Source organism: Streptomyces sp. NPDC087901 (assembly GCF_044742205.1).
Lineage (GTDB): Bacteria > Actinomycetota > Actinomycetes > Streptomycetales > Streptomycetaceae > Streptomyces.
On the sequence record NZ_JBIUUC010000004.1, the window covers coordinates 625,818 to 646,198 of the forward strand.

Consider the following 20,381-nt stretch of genomic DNA (forward strand, 5'->3'; position numbering starts at 1 on the left):
TCTGCCGGGATAGTCGCGCATGTCCTTGCATCACTCCCCTGGGTGATCTGCCGCATACGCATAGTCCGTTCGGGCCATTCAAGATTGGGCCCGAAGGGGGTGTTGTGCTGTCGCCACCTTCCGTAACGTCCTCAACTGGCAGCGGTGAATATGCCGCTACCGCCGTGGGGGAGCCTCGATTCGGGAGAGGACGGCGCCGGGATGGGCTGGGTAACCGACTGGAGTGCGCAGGCAGCCTGCCGCACTACCGATCCGGATGAACTGTTCGTACAAGGGGCAGCGCAGAACAGAGCCAAGGCGGTGTGCACCGGATGTCCGGTGCGGACCGAGTGCCTGGCCGATGCGCTGGACAATCGCGTCGAATTCGGCGTGTGGGGCGGAATGACCGAGCGGGAGCGCCGCGCATTGCTGCGTCGGCGCCCGACGGTCACGTCCTGGCGCCGGCTGCTGGAGACCGCACGCAGCGAGTACGAGCGGTCCACGGGCATCCTGCCCGTGGCGATCGGGCTGGAGGACGACGAACTGCACGAGACGTTCGCCGCCGTGGGGTAGCCCCGGGCGGCAGGACGGACGACGGGGTGACTACGCAGCTCCGGCCGAGGCGGAACCGGTCGCGAGCCGGTCCCCGATGGCTCGCAGCCCCGCGAGGTCGTGAACATCTCCGGGCAGCGCGGCCACCGCGGTCACGGCCACCTCGGGATGCAGCGCGGTGAAGCGGTCGCGTGTGCGCTTTTCGCGCGCGACCACCTGCATCCGTTCGGCATGGAGGCGCAACAGACCTGCCGTCAGCTGTTCGACGGTCACGATGTCTGTGGTCGGGGCGTCTGCGGGTGAGGTGTCTGTGGTTACGGCGTCCGTACGGGCGTCGGCATCGACGTCCGGGATGCCGGCGGGCTCGTGCTCCGAGGCATGCTCGGACGGTTCGGGGGTGGCGGCTCCTGCGGGGTCCGGGGTCTGTGCGGAACCGGCCGCGGGGGATTCGGCGGGCTCACGAAGTCCAGCCTTCCCGGCGCCCTGATCCACAATGCCGTCGGAATCAAGATTTTCTGCGGCGGCCAGCGCGCGCTCGGCGGAGAGCCGGGCGGCGTCACTGCCGTGGACCCGGTTGAGCACCAGACCGGCCAGCGGCATGTCCTCCGCGGCCAGCCGCTCCACGAAATACGCCGCTTCGCGGAGCGCGTCCCGCTCCGGTGTCGCGACGACGAGAAACGCCGTGCCGGGTGCCTGGAGGAGCTTGTACGTGGCATCGGCGCGGGTGCGGAACCCGCCGAACATGGTGTCCATCGCGGCGACGAAGGTCTGCACATCACGCAGGAACTGGCCGCCGAGCAGCTTGCCCAGGGTCCCGGTCATCATCGACATGCCCACGTTGAGGAACTTCATTCCGGCCCGGCCGCCCATTTTGGCCGGGGCCATCAACAGCTTGATGAACTTCCCGTCCAGGAACGAGCCCAGCCGCTTCGGGGCGTCCAGGAAATCCAGTGCGGACCGCGACGGCGGGGTGTCGACGACGATCAGGTCCCACTCGTCGCGCGCCCGCAGCTGACCGAGCTTCTCCATCGCCATGTACTCCTGCGTGCCCGCGAAACCGGCCGACAGGGACTGGTAGAAGGGGTTCTCCAGGATCGCGCGGGCCCGCTCCCCGTCCGCGTGCGCCTCGACGATCTCGTCGAAGGTCCGCTTCATGTCGAGCATCATGGCGTGCAGTTCGCCGGCGCCCTGCGTCCCGACGCCCTTCACCCGGCGGGGGATGTTGTCCAGGGAGTCGATGCCCATGGACTGGGCGAGCCTGCGCGCCGGGTCGATGGTGAGGACGACGACCTTGCGACCGCGCTCGGCCGCGCGTACGCCGAGGGCCGCCGCGGTCGTCGTCTTGCCGACGCCGCCCGAGCCGCAGCACACGACGATCCGGATGTCCGGGTCGTCGAGCAGGGCATCGGTGTCCAGGGCGGGGGCCGTGGCCGTACCCGCGTCCGCTCCGGTGTCGGTTTCCGCGCCTGTTCCGGTGTCTGCGCCTGTGGTCCTGCCGGTGTCCGCGGCCGCTGTCATGAACCCACCCCTTGTTCCGCCGCCCCTTCGCCCGCGCCCTGCTTGCGCAGCTCCATCGCCAGCTCGTACAGCCCGGCCGGGTCCACGCCCTCGCCGATCAGCGGGAGCTCGTACCCCGGCAGTCCGAGCTCCGCGAGTACGGCGCGCTGCTCACGCTCCAGCTCCACCCGCTGGGCATGCTCGGCCGCCTGTGCGACCAGGGGACGTACGAGCCCTGCGGAGCCCGTCACTCCCGCCCGGGTGAGCGTCTTTGCGATCTCCTTGCGCCGGCCGCCCGCAGCGGTGCGCAGCGCGTCCTCGTCCAGCAGGTGCGGGCGCACCATGTTCACGATGACCCGGCCCACCGGCAGTTCGGCGGCCTGCAGCTCCGCGATGCCGTCCGCGGTCTCCTGGACCGGCATCTCCTCCAGCAGGGTCACCAGGTGCACCGCGGTCTCCGGGGACTTCAGCACCCGCATCACGGCCTGCGCTTGATTGTGTATCGGGCCGATCCGGGCCAGCCCCGCCACCTCGTCGTTCACGTTGAGGAAGCGGGTGATCCGGCCGGTCGGCGGGGCGTCCATGATCACGTAGTCGTAGACGAATCGGTTCCGCTTGTCCTTGCGGCGCACCGCCTCGCACGCCTTGCCCGTCAGCAGCACGTCCCGGACACCGGGCGCGATGGTGGTGGCGAAGTCGATCGCGCCGAGCTTCTTGAGTGCCCGGCCCGCGCTGCCGAGCTTGTAGAACATCTGGAGGTAGTCGAGGAGGGCGCGCTCGGCATCGATCGCGAGGGCGTACACCTCGCCGCCGCCCGGCGCGACGGCGATCTTGCGCTCCTCGTAGGGGAGGGAATCCGCCTCGAAGAGCTGGGCGATGCCCTGTCTGCCCTCGACCTCGACGAGGAGGGTGCGCCTGCCCTCGGTCGCGAGGGCGAGCGCGAGGGCGGCGGCGACCGTGGTCTTACCGGTACCGCCCTTGCCGCTGACGACCTGGAACCTGCTCACGTATTCGAGCCTAACCAGTCGCGCCGCAGGCTACGCACGAGGCTGCGCGTCCCGGGGATTGCGCAGGCATTACAGTCGGGCCATGACCAAGTGGGAATACGCGACCGTGCCCCTTCTCGTGCACGCGACCAAGCAGATTCTGGACACCTGGGGCGAGGACGGCTGGGAGCTGGTCCAGGTCGTTCCCGGCCCGAACAACCCCGAGCAGCTCGTGGCCTACCTGAAGCGGGAGAAGTCGTAGTGGCGGGCGCCGTCGAGGCGAAGCTCGCCGAACTCGGGCTGGCCCTGCCGGACGTCGTGCCGCCGCTCGCCGCGTACCAGCCGGCCGTGCAGTCCGGGGTGTACGTGTACACCTCGGGCCAGCTGCCGATGGTGGACGGCAAGCTCGCCGTCACCGGCAAGGTCGGCGCGGAGGTCACGCCCGACGAGGCGAAGGAGCTGGCGAAGACCTGCGCGCTCAACGCGCTGGCCGCCGTGAAGTCGGTCGCGGGCGACCTGGACCGGATCGCCCGCGTCGTGAAGGTCGTCGGCTTCGTCGCCTCGGCCACGGACTTCACCGGCCAGCCCGCCGTGATCAACGGCGCGAGCGAACTGCTCGGCGCGGTGCTCGGTGACAAGGGCGTGCACGCCCGCAGTGCCGTCGGTGTCGCGGTGCTGCCGCTGGACGCGCCGGTCGAGGTCGAGGTCCAGGTCGAGCTGACCGGAGCCTGAGCCGAAGTCGTACCGCTGCCGGGGCTCCGTCCCGGTTCCGCGAGGATCCCGTCCGGTCGTCACGACCGGGCGGGATCATCTGTGTACAGGGCATGCACGGATCACCGTGCCCCTCGAACATCGGCGCGGTTCCGGATAGCCTCCGGCCATGTCCAATGGTCAGTGGTACCCACCGGAATGGCCCGACCGGATCCGGGCCCTCGCCGCAGGCGAACTGACGGCGGCCACTCCCAGGCGGGCAGCCACCGTGATGCTGCTCCGGGATGCCGCCGCGGGTACCGGGGGCGGGCCCACGGTCCACATGCTGCGCCGGCGCACCTCGATGGCCTTTGCCGGAGGGGCGTACGCCTATCCGGGTGGCGGGGTCGACCCGCGCGACGACGACCGGCTCGTCGGCTGGGCCGGACCCGCGCTGGAGAGCTGGGCGCGGCGGCTCGGTGTCGGTGCACCGGCCGAGGCGCAGGCGATCGTCTGCGCGGCGGTCCGCGAGACGTACGAGGAGGCGGGCGTCCTGCTCGCAGGACCGACCGCCGGCACGGTCGTCACCGACACCACCGGTGCGGACTGGGAGGCCGACCGCGAGGCACTGGTCGCGCGTGAGCTGTCGTTCGCGGAGTTCCTCGACCGGCGCGGACTGGTGCTGCGCTCGGACCTGCTCGGCGCGTGGGCGCGCTGGATCACTCCGGAGTTCGAACCACGCCGCTACGACACGTGGTTCTTCGTCGCCGCGCTCCCGGCCGGCCAGCGCACCCGCAACGCCTCGACGGAGGCCGACCGCACGGTGTGGATCGGTCCGGGCGATGCGGCCGACGGATATGACCGGGGCGAGCTCCTGATGATGCCGCCGACGGTCTCCACGTTGCGCACGCTCAGGCCGTACGCCACCGCCGCGCAGGCGCTGGAGGCGGCATCGGGCCAGGACCTCGCCCCCGTGCTCGCACAAGCCCGTCTGGAGGGTGACGAGCTGGTGCTGAGCTGGCCGGGGCACGAGGAGTTCACCAAACACATCCCGTCGAGCGGCACGGGCGGCACGGGCGGCACGGGCGGCACGGGCGGTGGGGCGGCATGAGCGACGCGGCCGCGCTGCCCGGACAGCCCCGCGGCGGGGTGCTGTCCGGCCCCGCCACGGTCCGTACGGTCAACGTCCTCGCGCCGAACGCGTCGGCGATGACGCTGGACGGCACCAACACCTGGATCGTCGCCGAGCCGGACTCGGACCTCGCGGTGGTCATCGACCCGGGCCCCCTGGACGACGCCCATCTGCGGGCCGTCATCGACACGGCCGAGCGGGCGGGCCGCCGGATCGCGCTCACGCTCCTCACGCACGGCCACCCCGACCACGCGGAGGGCGCGGCCAGGTTCGCCGAGCTGACCCGTACGAAGGTGCGGGCCCTGGACCCGGAGCTCCGCCTCGGTGACGAGGGCCTGGGCACGGGGGACGTGATCACGACCGGCGGGCTGGAGATGTACGTGGTGCCCACTCCGGGCCACACCGCGGACTCGCTCTCCTTCCATCTGCCCGCCGACCGCGCGGTGCTGACGGGGGACACGATCCTCGGGCGCGGGACGACGCTGGTGGCGCACCCGGACGGCCGGCTGGGGGACTATCTCGACTCGCTGCGGCGGCTGCGCTCGCTGGCGGTCGACGACGGGGTGCACACGGTGCTGCCAGGACACGGTCCGGTGCTGGACGACGCGCAGGGCGCGGTCGAGTTCTACCTGGCCCACCGCGCACACCGCCTGGCCCAGGTGGAGACGGCCGTGGAGGCCGGCTACCTGACGTCGTCGGAGGTCGTGGCGCATGTGTACGCGGACGTGGACCGGTCCCTGTGGCCCGCGGCGGAGCTCTCGGTGCGGGCGCAGATGGAATACCTGACCGAGCACGGGCTGATCTGACGGGCCCGCCCCGGATACGTACGCAACGCCCGAGGGGCCCCGCCGACACCGGCGGGGCCCCTCGGGCGCTACGTACGACGACGGGTCAGCGGGACCGCTTGGCCAGCCGCTCCACGTCCAGCAGGATCACCGCACGGGCCTCCAGCCGCAGCCAGCCGCGGCCGGCGAAGTCGGCGAGGGCCTTGTTGACCGTCTCGCGGGAGGCGCCGACCAGCTGGGCCAGCTCCTCCTGCGTCAGGTCGTGCACGACGTGGATGCCTTCCTCCGACTGGACGCCGAAGCGGCGCGACAGGTCGAGGAGGGCGCGGGCGACACGGCCCGGCACGTCGGAGAAGACCAGGTCGGACATCTGGTCGTTGGTCTTGCGCAGGCGCCGGGCGACGGCGCGCAGCAGGGCCGTGGCCACCTCGGGGCGTACGTTCAGCCAGGGCTGAAGGTCGCCGTGGCCGAGGCCGAGGAGCTTGACCTCGGTCAGCGCGGTCGCGGTGGCGGTACGCGGGCCCGGGTCGAAGAGCGACAGCTCACCGATCAGTTCGCCGGGGCCGAGGACCGCCAGCATGTTCTCGCGCCCGTCGGGGGAGGTGCGGTGGAGCTTCACCTTGCCCTCGGTGACCACATAGAGGCGGTCACCCGGGTCACCCTCGTGGAACAGCGCGTCGCCGCGCGCGAGGGTCACCTCACTCATCGAGGCGCGGAGCTCCGCGGCCTGCTCGTCATCGAGCGCCGCGAAAAGCGGGGCGCGCCGCAGAACGTCGTCCACGAGTTCTCTCCTTGTCGGCCTGTTCAGGGAACCGTGGTCCCCATCATGCCGGACGGTAAAACAGTGCGATCAATCACAAACCAGTTTGACGCACGCGCGTGCCGGAGCGTACGGCAGGGGGCCGATTGGGGGTGGATCGCCGGCGAGGGGCGTGGATGCCGGGGGTGGGCGCTGGGCCGGACGGGTGACCGGAACGCCGGTGGGAGCGCAGGCCAAGGGGGCTGACGGGGTGTCGGCGGGTCGTGATTCCGCTGTGGGCGAACAGGTCGTCAAGGGGCGGGAAAGTGCGGCAAATGCCCCGTGGGGTGCGTGGGGTGCGCGCGGGCGGCGCGGGGCGGTTGCGGCTGAGTGGAGGTCTCTTCGTGGGTGGAGCGGGTTGCTCGGGGTGGGCCGGCCGCGACATGAGCGAAGCGGCTCAGGGGTCTGAGGCTCTGAGGGACAGGGGTGTGAGGCTCTGAGGGTCAGGGGTCTGAGGATGTGACGGGTTGCCCGCGACTGGCGGACGACCCGGAGTTGTATACCCCCTCCCAGTATCTTGATTTGGGTTGACTGTATACCCCTAGGGGGTATGTAGTGAGTGTGTTGCCGCGCCGCCCACCGGAACGAGGAGGCCCCGCATGTCCGGTTGCCGCGACGACGACGGCCCATGCCACAACCGGGCTGCGCGGGCCCTCTCCCGCCTGATGCACCTCTGAACCCGCATCTCTCCCCACCCCGAATCCGCTGAGGAGTCCGCCATGAACACCGCCCTGAAGATCACTGCCTTCGCCGCAGGCCTCGCCACCGTCTTCGGCACCTCGTACGGCATCGGCCACGTCACCGGCGACACGTCTCCGAAGCCGTCCGCCGCCGCCCACGCGGGGCACACATCAGCCGCCGCACCTTCGGATCCGGCTTCCCCGGACGGCGACGGCGGAGTTGTGCCGGGCGGCGCCGGCCACCTGCCCGGTGGCCTGCAGATCTCCGAACGCGGCTACACCCTCAGCCTCGGCGACTCCTACGTCACCGCCGGCGCCCCCGTCGACCTGCGCTTCCGGATCCTCGGAGCGGACGGCAGGCCCGTCACTGCCTACCAGCGCGCGCACGGCAAGGAGTTGCACCTCATCGTCGCCCCGCGCGACCTCTCCACCTTCCAGCACCTGCATCCCACCCGTGCCGCCGACGGCACCTGGCGCACCACTGCCGCCGTGCCCGCCGCAGGCGAGTACCGCGTCTTCGCCGACTTCACCCCAGCTGGCGCCTCGCAGGGCCTGACCCTCGGCGCCGACCTGCACGCGGCCGGCGACCTGCGTCCCGTACCTCCAGCCGAGACGGGACGCACCGTCACCGTCGACGGCTACCGCGTCACCCTGACCGGCGACCTCACCCCCGGCCGCTCCACGCGGCTCAGCCTCGCCGTCGCCAAGGACGGCAGGCCCGTCACCGATCTCCAGCCCTATCTCGGCGCATACGGTCACCTGGTCGCCCTGCGGGCCGGCGACCTCGCCTACCTGCACGGCCACCCGGACGGTGAGCCGGGTGACGCCGGCACCGCGCCCGGCCCGGACATCACCTTCACCACCACCGCGCCCAGCCGGGGCGGCTACCGCCTCTTCCTGGACTTCCGGCACGGGGGCGTGGTCCGCACCGCTGCCTTCACGGTCACCGCCGCCGACGGCCCGGCCAGCGCAGCAGCCTCAGCCACCCCGGCCACCCCGCCCGCGTCGGCGCCCGCGGAGCACGACGGCGACCACCAGCACTGAAGCGCGGCGCAGCCCGATCCGCTTCCCTCTCTCCGGCTTCTCCGCGGCCTTCCTCGGCGCGGCCGCCCTTGCTGGGCGCTCGCGCCCTCCGCCCTCACCCTTCGTACCCCGGGTCGGGCCGCCGCCGCCCGTGGCGCCGAGGAACCCTCCTCCGTCGGCCGACCCCTGTGGTCCTCAAGGACGCCGGCCGGAACCACGGGCCGGCGTCCTGACACCTGCCGCCAGGACTTCAGGACCGCGGCTACGCACGGGAGCAGGCCGGCATCGTGACCGGCTCATGAACCGGCCCCGTGGGTTCGCCCCGTCGGCGTAGCCTTCGTGCATGGCAGAGAGCAAGGTCCGGAAGTCCGCGGTCGAACCGGCGGTGAAGGCGGCTGCGAAGCCGAAGAAGCCGGAGAAGCCGGAGTCGCGCCTGGCGATGGTGCGGCGGGCGCGGAAGATCAACCGCGTCCTGGCGGAGACGTATCCGTACGCGCATCCTGAGCTGGATTTCGAGACGCCCTTCGAGCTGCTGGTGGCCACCGTGCTGTCCGCGCAGACGACGGACCTGCGGGTGAACCAGACGACTCCGGCGCTGTTCGCGAAGTACCCGACTCCGGAGGACATGGCGATGGCCGTCCCGGAGGAAATGGAAGAGATCATTCGGCCGACCGGCTTCTTCCGGGCCAAGACCAAGTCGCTCATAGGCCTCTCCGTCGCCCTCCGGGACCGCTTCGGCGGCGAGGTTCCGGGGCGCCTGGCGGATCTCGTGACACTGCCCGGGGTCGGCCGCAAGACCGCCAACGTCGTCCTCGGCAACGCCTTCGGCGTTCCGGGCATCACGGTCGACACGCACTTCGGCCGACTGGTCCGCCGCTGGAAGTGGACCGAGCAGGAGGATCCGGAGAAGGTCGAGGCCGAGATCGCGGAGATCTTTCCCAAGAGCGAGTGGACGATGCTCTCGCACCGCGTCGTCTTCCACGGCCGCCGCATCTGTCACGCCCGCAAGCCCGCCTGCGGCGCCTGTCCGGTCGCGCCGCTCTGTCCCTCGTACGGCGAGGGCGAGACCGACCCGGAGAAGGCCCGGAAGCTTCTGAAGTACGAGATGGGGGGCCGGCCGGGGCAGCGGCTGAGCCCGCCGGCGGACTACCCGGGCAGGCCCGCCCCCACCCTGGGCGCCGGCTGACACGGCAGGCCGCGCCGGAACGAAATGCGTGAGGACAGGCGTTGTGAAACGAGGGGTGCCTATGAAGACGCATGAACACAGCACGGACGCGGCTACCGCCGCAGCGGAGGCCGAGCCCGGTGCGGCGGCCGCACAGGACACGTCTCACGACGCACGCGAAGCCGCACGAAACACCGCACGCACCACCACAGACGATGCCCGGGGCGACGGTCGGGGCGATGCCCGCGGCGACGCGGCGATCGACGTCACGACCGAGGGTCTGCCCGACTGGCTGGACCCCATCGCCCGAGCGGCGCGGACCATCGAGCCGCAGCAGCTCAGCCGCTTCCTGCCGCCCGCGAGCGGTGCCGGGCGGCAGTCCGCCGTGCTCGTCCTGTTCGGCGAGGGCGCACGCGGGCCGGAGCTGCTCCTGATGGAGCGCGCCGGAAGTCTGCGGTCCCACCCGGGCCAGCCCTCCTTCCCCGGCGGCTCCCTGGACCCCGCCGACGGCGACCAGGAGACGACCGGACCGCTGCGGGCCGCGCTGCGCGAGGCCGAGGAGGAGACCGGACTCGATCCGCACGGGGTACAGCTCTTCGGCGTGCTGCCCCGGCTCTACATCCCCGTGAGCAGCTTCGTGGTGACGCCCGTCCTCGGCTGGTGGCGTTCGCCCAGTCCGGTCGGGGTCGTCGATCCCGCCGAGACCGCCCGGGTCTTCACGGTTCCCGTGGCGGATCTCACGGATCCGGCCAACCGGGTGACCACGCGCCACCCCAGCGGCCACCGGGGCCCGGCATTTCTGGTCGAATCCGCACTCGTATGGGGGTTCACGGCAGGAGTGATCGACCGGATTCTGCACTTCGCGGGCTGGGAGCGCCCCTGGGACAGGGCCAAGCAGGTGCCGCTCGACTGGCGCGCATGACAGGCTGACTTCCGTGCTCCGCTGCTCCGGGCCTTCCCGGTCACGGGGAGACGTACGGGCCCGGTGACGAATCTGCGAGGCAATAGACGGTGAACGTGCTGGACATCCTGCTGCTGGCCGGCGCCGTGTGGTTCGCGGTCATCGGCTACCGCCAGGGGTTCGTCGTCGGCATTCTGTCGGTGATCGGGTTCCTGGGCGGCGGTCTCGTCGCCGTCTATCTGCTCCCCATCCTGTGGGACCAGGTGACGGACGGCTCGGAGGTCTCGTCGACCGCGGCCATTGTCGCGGTCGTCGTCGTGATCGTGTGCGCCTCGGTGGGCCAGGCCTTCACCACCCACCTGGGCAACAAACTCCGCCGGTACATCACCTGGTCGCCCGCGCGCGCCCTCGACGCGACCGGCGGCTCCCTCGTCAACGTCGTCGCGATGCTGCTGGTGGCCTGGCTGATCGGCTCCGCGCTGGCCGGTACGTCCCTGCCGACGCTGGGCAAGGAGGTCCGCAACTCCTCCGTCCTGCTCGGCATCTCCCGGGTGATGCCGCCCCAGGCCTCCACCTGGTTCACGGACTTCTCGTCGGTTCTCGCGCAGAACGGCTTCCCACAGGTCTTCAGCCCGTTCGCCAACGAACCGATCACCGAGGTCAGGGCCCCCGACCCGGCCCTGGCCGGCAGCCCCGTCGCGGCCCGTGCCAAGCAGTCGATCGTCAAGGTCGTCGGTACGGCCCCGAGCTGCGGCAAGGTCCTCGAAGGCACCGGATTCGTCTTCTCCGACCGCCGGGTGATGACCAATGCGCACGTCGTCGGCGGCGTCGACGAGCCGACCGTGCAGATCGGCGGCCAGGGACGGCTGTACGACGCGAAGGTCGTCCTCTACGACTGGCGGCGCGACATCGCCGTACTCGACGTGCCGGACCTCGACGCGAAGCCGCTGCAGTTCACCGACACCGACCACGACGCCGCGACCGGGAACAGCGCGATCGTCGCGGGCTTCCCGGAGAACGGCTCGTACGACGTACGCTCCGCGCGCGTCCGGGCCCGCATCGACGCGAACGGGCCCGACATCTACCACCGCGGCACCGTCCGCCGCGATGTCTACTCACTCTTCACGACGGTCCGGCAGGGCAACTCCGGCGGCCCGCTGCTGACACCTGAAGGCAAGGTGTACGGAGTCGTCTTCGCCAAATCTCTCGACGACCCCGACACCGGTTACGCCCTCACGGCCGACGAGATCCGCCAGGACATCACCCAGGGCCGCACTGCCAACCAGCAGGTGGACAGTCAGGGGTGCGCGCTCTAGGAGCGTGGGTTGAAGGTCCCGCCTGCGAGGTGGCGGGACTGTTGGTCATCCGCGCGGGTGGCGCAGCCGCGCCGAGACCCAGCGGGCCCGGCGGCGGAGGATGCGCGGAATGCCGAGCCGGGGATCATGCAGAACATGCATAGCGTGCACCCGGCCCTGGGGGCCGCCCCCCTCATGAGTGCCCGGAGCCGCCGTGGCGGTCGAGCGACGATTGCGTGCTGCGTCACCGAAGTCGTGCGTCCAGCCCATACCTCGACGTCTGCCCGTGACACATGGTCGGTAACCGCCCATTCGCCAGCCAATTGGCCTATGCGGCAGGCAAGTGGCTGTTCGTCGGACGTGTGTGCGCGTCGGCTAGCGGTCGGGCTCGGAATCCTTGAGCCAGCTGATGAGTTCGGCCGAGAACCCGGCCGGATCCTCCTCGTGAGGGAAGTGCCCCAGACCGTCGAAAAGTCGCCAACGGTACGGCGCCTCGACGTATTCGCCGGACCCCGCCGAACTCCGGGTGCGTACCGCCGGATCGAGTGATCCGTGCAGATGCAGGGTCGGCACCCGCACCGGCCGCTTCATGCGCCGGTTGAACTGGATGCCGTCCGGGCGCGCCAGCGAACGCACCATCCAGCGGTAGGGCTCGATCGAGCAGTGCGCCGTCGACGGGATGGACATGGCATGCCGGTAGACGTCCAGCGCCGCGTCGTCGGGGAACTCCGCCGTCCCCGGCCCCGCCCACTCATGGATCAGCCGCCCGACCAACGCCGCGTCGTCCGCGACAAGCTGACGCTCCGGCACCCAGGGCCGCTGGAAACCCCAGATGTACGAGCCCGCGCGCGACTGGGCGAAGTCGGAGAGCATCGAGGAGCGCCACCGGCGCGGATGCGGCATCGAGGAGACGACCAGCCGCCGCACCAGCTTCGGACGCATCACCGCGGCCGTCCAGGCCAGGTAGCCGCCCATGTCGTGGCCGACCAGTGCGGCGTCGGGCTCGCCGAGCGAGCGGATGACGCCGGTGATGTCGAGCGCCAGGTTGGCGGGGTCGTAACCGCGTGGCGTCCGGTCGCTGCCGCCCACCCCGCGCAGGTCCATCGCCACGGCCCTGAAGCCCGCCTCGGCGAGTGCCGGGAGCTGGTGGCGCCAGGTCCACCAGAACTGCGGAAAGCCGTGCAGGAGGAGGACCAGTGGCCCTTCCCCCATTTCGGCGATGTGGAAGCGGGCGCCGTTGGCCGCGACGTCCCGGTGGGTCCAGGGGCCGTCGATGCGGACGGGGCCTCCGGCCGCGGCAGCGGGGCCCACCGGACCACCGGGGGCAGGGGCGGGGCCCACCGGACCACCGGGGGCAGGGGCGGGGCCCGCCGGACCGGCCGGCTTCTCGTGGCCTGCCCGGTCTTCCGGGCCCACAGGGCGGAATGCGCTGGAATCGGGGACCGTCATGTGGATGAGCGTGCCACAGCTGCCGCCTTGTCCTGGACCGGACGGTTCTCGATGGCCTTGTCCGCAAGTGTGCTGCCGCCCGCCGGCAGGATGGCGTCGGCGCCGATGCTCGCCCGCGGGTGCGGCTTGACACCCTGCAGGACGGCGGCGGTCTGCTTGGCCGAGGCGATGGACTTCTCCGGCGGCTTGACCTTCTTGAACTTGGCGTAGCCGAACAGCGCGAGCAGGATCCCCAGCAGGATGAACGCACCACCCACGATCAGGAACGACCAGGCGAGCCCCAGCCCCAGGTTGTGGATTCCGTACGCGGCCGCGAAGCTCAGCACCGGGATCGCGAACAGAATCAGCACGCCCGTGACGATGAACGCCACGCTGCCGATGACGCCGCGCTTGACGTCCTGTCGCACCTCGGCCTTGGCCAGGGCAATCTCGTCGTGCACCAGCGCCGACAGTTCGGCCGTCGCCGAGGCGACCAGCTGCCCGAGACTGCGGTCGGCGCTGCCCGCGTAATTGCCGGGGTCGCTCATCCCTGACTCCCTCTCCTGTTCAACACATCCGATGTCAGATCATGCCGGACTGTCCGGCTTGCTGCTCGCTGCCCCCGCCAGTTGGGCAAGGCGGCGGTGCTCGGCCGCCTTCTTCTCGTAGAGCGCGGCCATCCGCAGGTGGTACTCCGGATCGTCCTGCTCGTAGACGTCCGGAACCCCGGACGCGTCCTCGTCGAGTTCCTCGGCGTCGAACAGCGCCCGGTATCTGCGTACCCGCAGTTTGAGCAGTACACCGGAGAGTACGGCGGCAATCAGGGAACCGATGAGAACCGACGCCTTGATCTCGTTGATCATGTCGGCGTCGCCGGTGAAGGCGAGTTCCCCGATCAGCAGCGAGACGGTGAAACCGATGCCGGCGAGCGAGGCGACCGCGAAGACATCGGCCCAGGCCAGGTCCTTGTTCAGCTCCGCCTTGGTGAACCGGGTGGCCAGCCACGTACCGCCGAAGATGCCGATCGTCTTGCCGGCGACGAGCCCCAGGACGACACCGAGCGTTTCGGGCCGGGTGAACACTCCGGCCAGCGCGCCGCCGGAGAGGGAGACGCCGGCGGCGAAGAGCGCGAACAACGGCACGGCGAAACCGGCCGACAGCGGACGGACCAGGTGCTCGATGCGTTCGCCGGGGGAGTGGTCCTCGCCCTCGCGGCGGGTGCAGCGCAGCATCAGGCCCATGGCGACACCGGCGATGGTGGCGTGGATGCCGCTGTTGTACATGAGCCCCCAGATGACCAGGGCGAGCGGTACGTAGACGTACCAGCCGCGGACGTCGAACCGCAGCAGCAGGTAGAAGACGACCAGGCCGGCGAAGGCGCAGATGAGTGCGACGAAGTCGATGTTCTCGGTGAAGAAGACCGCGATGATGAGGATCGCGAAGAGGTCGTCGACGACGGCGAGCGTCAGCAGGAACGCGCGGAGCGCGGCCGGCAGCGAGGTGCCGATGACGGCGAGGACGGCGAGCGCGAAGGCGATGTCGGTGGCCGTGGGGACGGCCCAGCCGTCGGTGGAACCGTCGCCGACCACATTCACCAGCGTGTAGACGACCGCAGGCACAGCCATGCCGCACAGTGCGGCGACGACGGGGAGCGCGGCCGCCTTCGGGTCGCGCAGTTCACCTGCGACGAGTTCGCGCTTGAGCTCCACTCCCGCGACGAAGAAGAAGACCGCGAGCAGTCCGTCGGCCGCCCAGTGCGCCACGGACAGATGGAGGCCGAGCGCCTCAGGCCCGAAGTGGAAGTCGCTGACGGTGAAGTAGCTCGATCCGAAGGTGTTCGCCCAGATGAGGGCGGTCACGGCGGCGACCAGGAGGATGACTCCGCCGACGGTCTCCGTACGCAGGGCGTCGGTGAGGTAGTTGCGCTCGGGGAGCGACAGGCGTCCCAGGAAGGTGCGGCGGGGGGAGGGGGGCGCGGGTGTGGGCGTGGCCACGGGGGGAGACCTCCGGGTCGGTACGGCAGCGATGGCATGGCTGATGCACTCGCCGACCAGACTTCCCGGCACACCCTGTGGAGATTTCTTATCGTTTTATTGATCAGCTGCCACTGTACCCGGGGTGCGCGGGGCTGTGACCGGTGATCGTCACCCTAAATGCCCGAAGGGCATCCGGCGCGTTGCCGGATGCCCTTCGGTGCGTGTGCTGTTCCCGGGGCCCTGAGGCTTTGGTCCCTCGGGTCCCTCGGGTCCCGGGCCTTGTCCCGGAGCCTCAGTCCTCGGAGGAGGACTGGGGCAGCTGGGTCTGGATGAGGTCCATGACGGAGGAGTCGGTGAGTGTGGTGACGTCGCCCAGGGCGCGGTTCTCGGCGACGTCGCGGAGGAGGCGGCGCATGATCTTGCCGGAGCGGGTCTTGGGCAACTCGGCGACCGGCATGATCCGCTTCGGCTTGGCGATGGGGCCGAGTGTGGTGCCGACGTGGTTGCGGAGTTCGGCGACGAGGTCGTCGGAGGCGGTGGCGGTGCTGCGCAGGATCACGAACGCGACGATGGCCTGACCGGTCGTCTCGTCCGCGGCGCCGACCACGGCTGCCTCGGCGACTGCCGGGTGCGACACGAGCGCGGACTCGACTTCGGTGGTCGAGATGTTGTGCCCGGACACGAGCATCACGTCGTCGACGCGGCCCAGCAGCCAGATGTCGCCGTCCTCGTCCTTCTTGGCGCCGTCGCCCGCGAAGTACTTGCCTTCGAAGCGCGACCAGTACGTGTCGAGGAAACGCTGGTCGTCGCGCCAGATGGTGCGCAGCATGGAGGGCCACGGCTCGGTGAGGACGAGGTAGCCGCCTCCGCCGTCCGGTACCTCGCGTGCCTCGTCGTCGACGACGGTGGCACTGATGCCCGGCAGGCCGCGCTGGGCGCTGCCCGGCTTGGTCTCCGTGACGCCGGGCAGCGGCGAGATCATCATCGCGCCCGTCTCGGTCTGCCACCAGGTGTCCACGATCGGGCACTTGTCGGCGCCGATGTGCTTGCGGTACCACATCCACGCCTCGGGGTTGATCGGCTCACCGACCGAACCCAGGACCCGCAGCGACGACAGGTCGAACTTGGCGGGGATGTCGTCACCCCACTTCATGAACGTACGGATCGCAGTCGGCGCGGTGTAGAGGATCGTGACGCCGTACTTCTGAACGATCTCCCAGAAGCGCCCCTGGTGCGGGGTGTCGGGTGTGCCCTCGTACATGACCTGCGTCGCACCGTTGGCCAGCGGCCCGTAGACGATGTAGGAGTGGCCGGTGACCCAGCCGATGTCGGCGGTGCACCAGTAGACGTCGGTCTCGGGCTTCAGGTCGAAGACCGCGTGATGCGTGTACGCCGCCTGCGTGAGGTAGCCGCCGGAGGTGTGCAGGATGCCCTTGGGCTTCCCGGTCGTGCCCGACGTGTAGAGGATGAAGAGCGGCTGCTCCGCCTCGAACGCCTCGGGGGTGTGCTCAGCGGACTGCCGTGCGGTGATCTCGTGCCACCAGACGTCGCGCCCCTCGGTCCACGCGGTGTCCTGCCCGGTGCGGCGGACGACGAGGACGTGCTCGACGCTCGCGATACGGGAGACGGCGTCGTCGACCGCGGGCTTGAGCGCGGAGGGCTTGCCGCGGCGGTAGCCGCCGTCGGAGGTGATGACGACCTTCGCGTCGGCGTCCTGGATGCGGGCGGCGATGGCGTCGGCGGAGAAGCCGCCGAAGACGACCGAGTGCGCGGCGCCGATGCGGGCGCAGGCCAGCATCGCGACGGCGGCCTCGGGGATCATCGGCAGATAGACGGCGACCCGGTCGCCCTTGCCGACACCGAGCTCGGTCAGCGCGTTCGCTGCGCGCGAGACCTCGTCCTTCAGTTCGGCGTAGGTGATGGCGCGGCTGTCGCCGGGCTCGCCCTCGAAGTGGATGGCGACCCGGTCACCGTTGCCCGCCTCGACGTGGCGGTCCACGCAGTTGTACGCGACGTTGAGCTCGCCGTCCGCGAACCACTTCGCGAAGGGCGGATTGCTCCAGTCGAGCGTCTCGGTCGGCTCGGTGGCCCAGGTCAGGCGGCGGGCCTGCTCGGCCCAGAAGCCCAGCCGGTCCGCCTTGGCCTGTTCGTACGCCTCCGCTGTGACGTTGGCGTTCGCGGCCAGATCGGCAGGCGGTGCGAACCGCCGCTCCTCACGAAGCAGATTGGCCAAGCTTTCGTTGCTCACGACATCTCCCAGTCCCAGGGTGTCCGTTGTGTCCCGGGGCATAGCTCATCAGTCCGGGGGCCGGGTGACAAGTGTCTGCCGGGAATTGGTTTAGACCTGTGTCTTCGTGTATGGAGCCACGATCCCGCTTCCGCGGCGGGGTGATGCGGTGGTGCGGTGGTGCGGTGGTGTGGTGGTGCAGGTGGTGCAGGTGGTGCAGGTGGTGCAGGTGGTGCAGGTGGTGCAGGTGGTGCAGGTGGTGCGGAAGCGGGGCCACAAGGTCACACGTGCCCGGGAGAGATGTGGTTCAGACGCCGGTACGCGCCAGCTCGGCCGGATGGGATGGATCGACCGGTTCTGCCGGAGCAGACGGATGGGAAGGGCTGATCGGGTCGAACACCTCGTCGAGCCCGCTGTCGGCGTCCGCGCCCTCGGTCAGCAGATAGGACTGAGCCTCGGCCACGTGAAAATACATGCCATGCAGCTGAAGAGTGCCGTCGGCGACGCGTCGTGACACCGACGGATGGGCCCGCAGATGGTCGAGCTGCTGGACGACGTTGGTGAGGCAGAGCTGCTCCACCGCATCGGCAGGCAGCCGGCCGGAGATCCGGGCCCAGGCCCGGTCGCGTGAGGCCATCCGCTCCAGGCTGGAGAGCCCGTGCCGGAGCCAGCGCCAGAGAGAGGTCTCCGGGCCGCCCGGCCTGGCGCCCAGCAACGCGTTCATCGCACCGCAGCCGGAGTGCCCGCAAATGGTGATGGACTCGACCCCCAGCACATCGACGGCGTACTCGATGGCCGCGCCGACCGAGTGATCGCCTGCCTCGGAGCCGGGAGGCGGCACGAGATTGCCGATGTTGCGGACCGTGAACAGGTCACCGGGGCCGCTCGCCGTGATCATGCTCGTGACCAGCCGGGAATCCGCGCAGGTGATGAACAGCTGCGAGGGGCGCTGCCCTTCCCGGGCGAGTCTCGCCAGCTCCTCACGGACCAGCGGAGCAGTATTGCGCTGGAACGAGCTGAGGCCGCTGACCAGCCGTTGGCTGCCGGTCGGGCGCGGCCGGGCAGCCGCATGATCGGGCGCGAAATCGCCTGCGCGATCCGGTGCCGGACTCGGCGTGCGTACCGGGGCGTGGCCCGGCGTATGTCCCAGCGCATGTGCCTCGGTGTGACCGGGCGCTCCAAGTGCTTCGGGTGCGCCGGGTGCGCCGGGCGCTTCGGGTGCTTCGGGGGTGAGGAAGGAACTGGACTGCGCCTCGTCCGAGTCCTGTGCGCGCCGTTTCGCCGGCGCAACGGAGGGTGTCGGTTCCGGTGCGTCGGCAGCGGGGTGGACGGGCGTGGCATCGGCCACGGCCGCAGCAGCAGTTACAGGCGCCGCCGCACTCGTACCCGCACCCGTCCCCGTGCTCGTACCCGGTCCCGTGCTCGTGCCTGTGCCGCTTTCCGCGTGTGCACTCGTTCCCGTTCCGGTGACGGGCACATGCTCCGGCCGGTCATGGCAGTGGTGATTGCGCCAGGGGGTCCAGGGGCGGCAGCAGGAATGCGCGGCAGAGGCGGGTTCGGCGATTCTGCCTCCGGACCTGCCGGTGAAGGTGACCCGGCCGCCGTGGGCGGCATGGGCATTGCTCCAGTCATGGATCAGCTCGTATGCCGCGTGGTCCATGAAGAAGCCGTCCAACTCGACGACCGCGTCGGCGTCCTGAGGCAGCTGACCCAGTGCCCTGCTGAGACGGGGTACGGCAAGGAACGTCAACTGCCCCCGCACAACCAGCAGATGCCTTCCACCGTGGTCGGAAACAGTGATCCGGGTGCGGGTCAGTCGGTGGAGGGCGACGGCCACCGCCACAGCGATTCCGATCGCCACACCTTTGAGCACGCCGAAGAGCAGCACACCGGTGATCGTCGCGCCGTACACCAGGAATTCCCGGTGCTTGTGAACGTTACGGATGTGGGCGAAGTTCACCATCTGGATGCCGACCACCATGACCAGCGCGCCGAGGGCGGCCAGCGGGATCCACTCCAGCGCGGTGACCAGCAGGCCGGTGGCGAGCAGGACCCATACGCCGTGCAGCACGGTGGAGGCGCGCCCGGTCGCTCCGGCCCGTACGTTCGCCGAGCTGCGCACCGCGCCGCCTGAGACCGCCAGCCCACCGAGCAGGCCGGACACAGTGTTGGCGATGCCCTGTGCGCGGAGCTCCCGGTCGAGATCGGAGCGTTTGGCCCGGGGTGCGGCTGCGGCGGAGCCCGCCTCGGAGGCGTCGGTGGCGCGTCCGCCGGGCTGATCGCTGTCACCCTCGACGGCGGGACCGGTCGACCGTTCGCGGTTCCGGTCGGCAGTCAGCTTGTCCACCGCGACGGCGGCGAGCAGGGATTCCAGACTGGCCACCAGCATCATCGTGAATACGGCCGTGGCCAGGCCGAGCGCGGGCCCCTGGGGCATTTCAGGCAGTGCGTGTGAGCGCCAGGACGGCAGGTCGACCCTGGCGATGGAAGGCGCCGCGAGAGCGGCCACCGCGGTTGCCATGGCCACTGCGGCCAGGGCTGCCGGGACGCGCCGCATGATCCGTCCGGCCCGTCCAGGGATCCGCGGCCACAGCACCAGGATCGCCACGGTGAGCCCGCCGATCAACGGTGCCGCCGGCCCCACGCGCTCCAACTGGGCGGGCAGATGCAATGCGTTGGAGACGGCCGAGCTCTGCGGCGAACCGCCGAGCACGATGTGCAGTTGAGCGAGGGCGATCGCCACTCCGATGCCGGCGAGGGTGCCATGGACGACGGCGGGACTGACGGCCAGCGCGCTGCGCGCGGCCCGGAGTGAGCCCAGCACGATTTGCAGCAGACCTGCGCCGATGGTGATCGCGCAGGTGGTGCGCCAGCCGTAGATCTGGATCAACTCGGCTGTCACCACGGTCAGTCCGGCGGATGGGCCGGAGACCTGTAGAGGGGTGCCGCCGAGCAGTCCGGCGACGATGCCGCCGACTGCGGCGGAGATGAGGCCGGCCTCCAGCGGGGCGTCCATGGCGACGGCCAGGCCGAGCGACATGGGGACGGCGAGCAGGAAGACAGTGATCGATGCGGACAGGTCGGCGCCCGCGATGCGGAATCGTCCGCCGCGGCGCGGCGGTGGCGGGCTGTGAGGTCGCTTGACTCCCGAGGACCGGGGAGGGCGCGAACTGCGGGATGAGTGGTCATGACGAGTGGGGACGCAGGCAGACATGTTTCCCGTCTCCTCCGGGGCAGCGCGGTCGCGGAACGTGGGGACGCGGCCG

The 20,381-nt window shown here is 70.5% G+C and carries 18 protein-coding genes; 9 read left to right on the plus strand and 9 right to left on the minus strand.

The genetic code is table 11. The annotated features are described in order from the left end of the window. The first annotated feature begins 201 nt into the window (after window positions 1–201). The gene (locus tag ACIOEW_RS16525) at window positions 202–552 is read left to right on the plus strand and encodes a WhiB family transcriptional regulator (RefSeq protein ID WP_018551136.1); all 351 of its coding nucleotides are present in this window, start codon (window positions 202–204) and stop codon (window positions 550–552) included. 30 nt (window positions 553–582) lie between these two features. Here ACIOEW_RS16525 and ACIOEW_RS16530 read toward each other — a convergent pair whose 3' ends face one another. Further along, complete coding sequence (locus ACIOEW_RS16530) at window positions 583–2,049, minus strand: ArsA family ATPase (RefSeq protein ID WP_401964385.1); 1,467 nt, start codon at window positions 2,047–2,049, stop codon at window positions 583–585. Next, a complete protein-coding gene (locus ACIOEW_RS16535) occupies window positions 2,046–3,035 on the minus strand; it encodes an ArsA-related P-loop ATPase (protein WP_362554101.1) in 990 nt (329 codons plus the stop codon). The genes ACIOEW_RS16530 and ACIOEW_RS16535 overlap by 4 nt, the downstream gene beginning before the upstream one ends. An 82-nt stretch (window positions 3,036–3,117) precedes the next feature. On the opposite strand from ACIOEW_RS16535, the gene ACIOEW_RS16540 reads away from it, so the two are divergent. From ACIOEW_RS16540 to ACIOEW_RS16555, 4 genes are all read left to right on the plus strand, one after another. Beyond that, entirely contained in the window at window positions 3,118–3,276 is a 159-nt protein-coding gene (locus ACIOEW_RS16540; RefSeq protein ID WP_017947820.1) for a DUF4177 domain-containing protein, read from the plus strand. Next, window positions 3,276–3,746 (plus strand): RidA family protein, encoded by a 471-nt coding sequence (locus ACIOEW_RS16545; protein ID WP_351000100.1) that lies wholly within the window; start codon window positions 3,276–3,278, stop codon window positions 3,744–3,746. The genes ACIOEW_RS16540 and ACIOEW_RS16545 overlap by 1 nt, the downstream gene beginning before the upstream one ends. A 148-nt stretch (window positions 3,747–3,894) precedes the next feature. Further along, the gene (locus ACIOEW_RS16550) at window positions 3,895–4,815 is read left to right on the plus strand and encodes an NUDIX hydrolase (protein WP_401964386.1); all 921 of its coding nucleotides are present in this window, start codon (window positions 3,895–3,897) and stop codon (window positions 4,813–4,815) included. Further along, entirely contained in the window at window positions 4,812–5,642 is an 831-nt protein-coding gene (locus tag ACIOEW_RS16555) for an MBL fold metallo-hydrolase (RefSeq protein WP_362554109.1), read from the plus strand. The genes ACIOEW_RS16550 and ACIOEW_RS16555 overlap by 4 nt, the downstream gene beginning before the upstream one ends. Before the next feature lie 85 nt (window positions 5,643–5,727). On the opposite strand, the gene ACIOEW_RS16560 is transcribed toward ACIOEW_RS16555, so the two are convergent. After that, complete coding sequence (locus ACIOEW_RS16560; RefSeq protein WP_123460131.1) at window positions 5,728–6,402, minus strand: Crp/Fnr family transcriptional regulator; 675 nt, start codon at window positions 6,400–6,402, stop codon at window positions 5,728–5,730. Between the two features lie 737 nt (window positions 6,403–7,139). Here ACIOEW_RS16560 and ACIOEW_RS16565 point away from each other — a divergent pair. The 4 genes from ACIOEW_RS16565 (at window position 7,140) to ACIOEW_RS16580 (ending at window position 11,505) form a co-directional block, all read left to right on the plus strand. After that, on the plus strand, window positions 7,140–8,144 hold the full coding sequence (locus ACIOEW_RS16565; protein ID WP_401964387.1) for a hypothetical protein: 1,005 nt from the start codon (window positions 7,140–7,142) through the stop codon (window positions 8,142–8,144). 322 nt (window positions 8,145–8,466) lie between these two features. Next, window positions 8,467–9,309, plus strand: a complete 843-nt coding sequence (nth, locus tag ACIOEW_RS16570) for an endonuclease III (protein WP_401964388.1) — start codon at window positions 8,467–8,469, stop codon at window positions 9,307–9,309. 61 nt (window positions 9,310–9,370) lie between these two features. After that, window positions 9,371–10,210, plus strand: coding sequence for an NUDIX hydrolase (locus ACIOEW_RS16575; protein WP_401964389.1), 840 nt, complete (start codon window positions 9,371–9,373; stop codon window positions 10,208–10,210). An 89-nt stretch (window positions 10,211–10,299) separates the two neighbouring features. Then, window positions 10,300–11,505 (plus strand): MarP family serine protease, encoded by a 1,206-nt coding sequence (locus ACIOEW_RS16580; RefSeq protein ID WP_362554120.1) that lies wholly within the window; start codon window positions 10,300–10,302, stop codon window positions 11,503–11,505. A gap of 45 nt (window positions 11,506–11,550) precedes the next feature. On the opposite strand, the gene ACIOEW_RS16585 is transcribed toward ACIOEW_RS16580, so the two are convergent. The 6 genes from ACIOEW_RS16585 to ACIOEW_RS16610 form a co-directional block, all read right to left on the minus strand. After that, on the minus strand, window positions 11,551–11,754 hold the full coding sequence (locus ACIOEW_RS16585; RefSeq protein ID WP_328894842.1) for a hypothetical protein: 204 nt from the start codon (window positions 11,752–11,754) through the stop codon (window positions 11,551–11,553). Window positions 11,755–11,859: 105 nt separating this feature from the next. Continuing rightward, window positions 11,860–12,933 carry an alpha/beta fold hydrolase gene (locus ACIOEW_RS16590; protein ID WP_401964390.1) on the minus strand — a complete coding sequence of 358 codons (1,074 nt, stop codon included), beginning with the start codon at window positions 12,931–12,933 and terminating at the stop codon, window positions 11,860–11,862. Continuing rightward, window positions 12,930–13,460: a phage holin family protein gene (locus ACIOEW_RS16595; protein ID WP_362554126.1), complete on the minus strand. Its 531-nt coding sequence runs from the start codon at window positions 13,458–13,460 to the stop codon at window positions 12,930–12,932. The genes ACIOEW_RS16590 and ACIOEW_RS16595 overlap by 4 nt, the downstream gene beginning before the upstream one ends. 39 nt (window positions 13,461–13,499) lie before the next feature. After that, window positions 13,500–14,906, minus strand: a complete 1,407-nt coding sequence (nhaA, locus tag ACIOEW_RS16600) for a Na+/H+ antiporter NhaA (protein WP_362554129.1) — start codon at window positions 14,904–14,906, stop codon at window positions 13,500–13,502. Between the two features lie 274 nt (window positions 14,907–15,180). Further along, window positions 15,181–17,178 (minus strand): acetate--CoA ligase, encoded by a 1,998-nt coding sequence (gene acs, locus ACIOEW_RS16605; protein WP_401964391.1) that lies wholly within the window; start codon window positions 17,176–17,178, stop codon window positions 15,181–15,183. Window positions 17,179–17,422: 244 nt separating this feature from the next. Further along, the gene (locus ACIOEW_RS16610; protein ID WP_401964392.1) at window positions 17,423–20,329 is read right to left on the minus strand and encodes a SulP family inorganic anion transporter; all 2,907 of its coding nucleotides are present in this window, start codon (window positions 20,327–20,329) and stop codon (window positions 17,423–17,425) included. Window positions 20,330–20,381 lie beyond the last annotated feature (52 nt).

Excerpts from the sequence above, each read along its gene's own strand:
- ACIOEW_RS16590 (WP_401964390.1), bottom strand. The coding sequence starts at position 12,933 with ATGACGGTCCCCGATTCCAGCGCATTCCGCCCTGTGGGCCCGGAAGAC.
- acs (WP_401964391.1), bottom strand. The coding sequence starts at position 17,178 with ATGCCCCGGGACACAACGGACACCCTGGGACTGGGAGATGTCGTGAGC.
- ACIOEW_RS16530 (WP_401964385.1), bottom strand. The coding sequence starts at position 2,049 with ATGACAGCGGCCGCGGACACCGGCAGGACCACAGGCGCAGACACCGGA.
- ACIOEW_RS16585 (WP_328894842.1), bottom strand. The coding sequence starts at position 11,754 with ATGGGCTGGACGCACGACTTCGGTGACGCAGCACGCAATCGTCGCTCG.
- ACIOEW_RS16550 (WP_401964386.1), top strand. The coding sequence starts at position 3,895 with ATGTCCAATGGTCAGTGGTACCCACCGGAATGGCCCGACCGGATCCGG.
- ACIOEW_RS16540 (WP_017947820.1), top strand. The coding sequence starts at position 3,118 with ATGACCAAGTGGGAATACGCGACCGTGCCCCTTCTCGTGCACGCGACC.
- ACIOEW_RS16575 (WP_401964389.1), top strand. The coding sequence starts at position 9,371 with ATGAAGACGCATGAACACAGCACGGACGCGGCTACCGCCGCAGCGGAG.
- nth (WP_401964388.1), top strand. The coding sequence starts at position 8,467 with ATGGCAGAGAGCAAGGTCCGGAAGTCCGCGGTCGAACCGGCGGTGAAG.
- ACIOEW_RS16555 (WP_362554109.1), top strand. The coding sequence starts at position 4,812 with ATGAGCGACGCGGCCGCGCTGCCCGGACAGCCCCGCGGCGGGGTGCTG.
- ACIOEW_RS16525 (WP_018551136.1), top strand. The coding sequence starts at position 202 with ATGGGCTGGGTAACCGACTGGAGTGCGCAGGCAGCCTGCCGCACTACC.
- ACIOEW_RS16565 (WP_401964387.1), top strand. The coding sequence starts at position 7,140 with ATGAACACCGCCCTGAAGATCACTGCCTTCGCCGCAGGCCTCGCCACC.
- ACIOEW_RS16610 (WP_401964392.1), bottom strand. The coding sequence starts at position 20,329 with ATGTCTGCCTGCGTCCCCACTCGTCATGACCACTCATCCCGCAGTTCG.
- ACIOEW_RS16595 (WP_362554126.1), bottom strand. The coding sequence starts at position 13,460 with ATGAGCGACCCCGGCAATTACGCGGGCAGCGCCGACCGCAGTCTCGGG.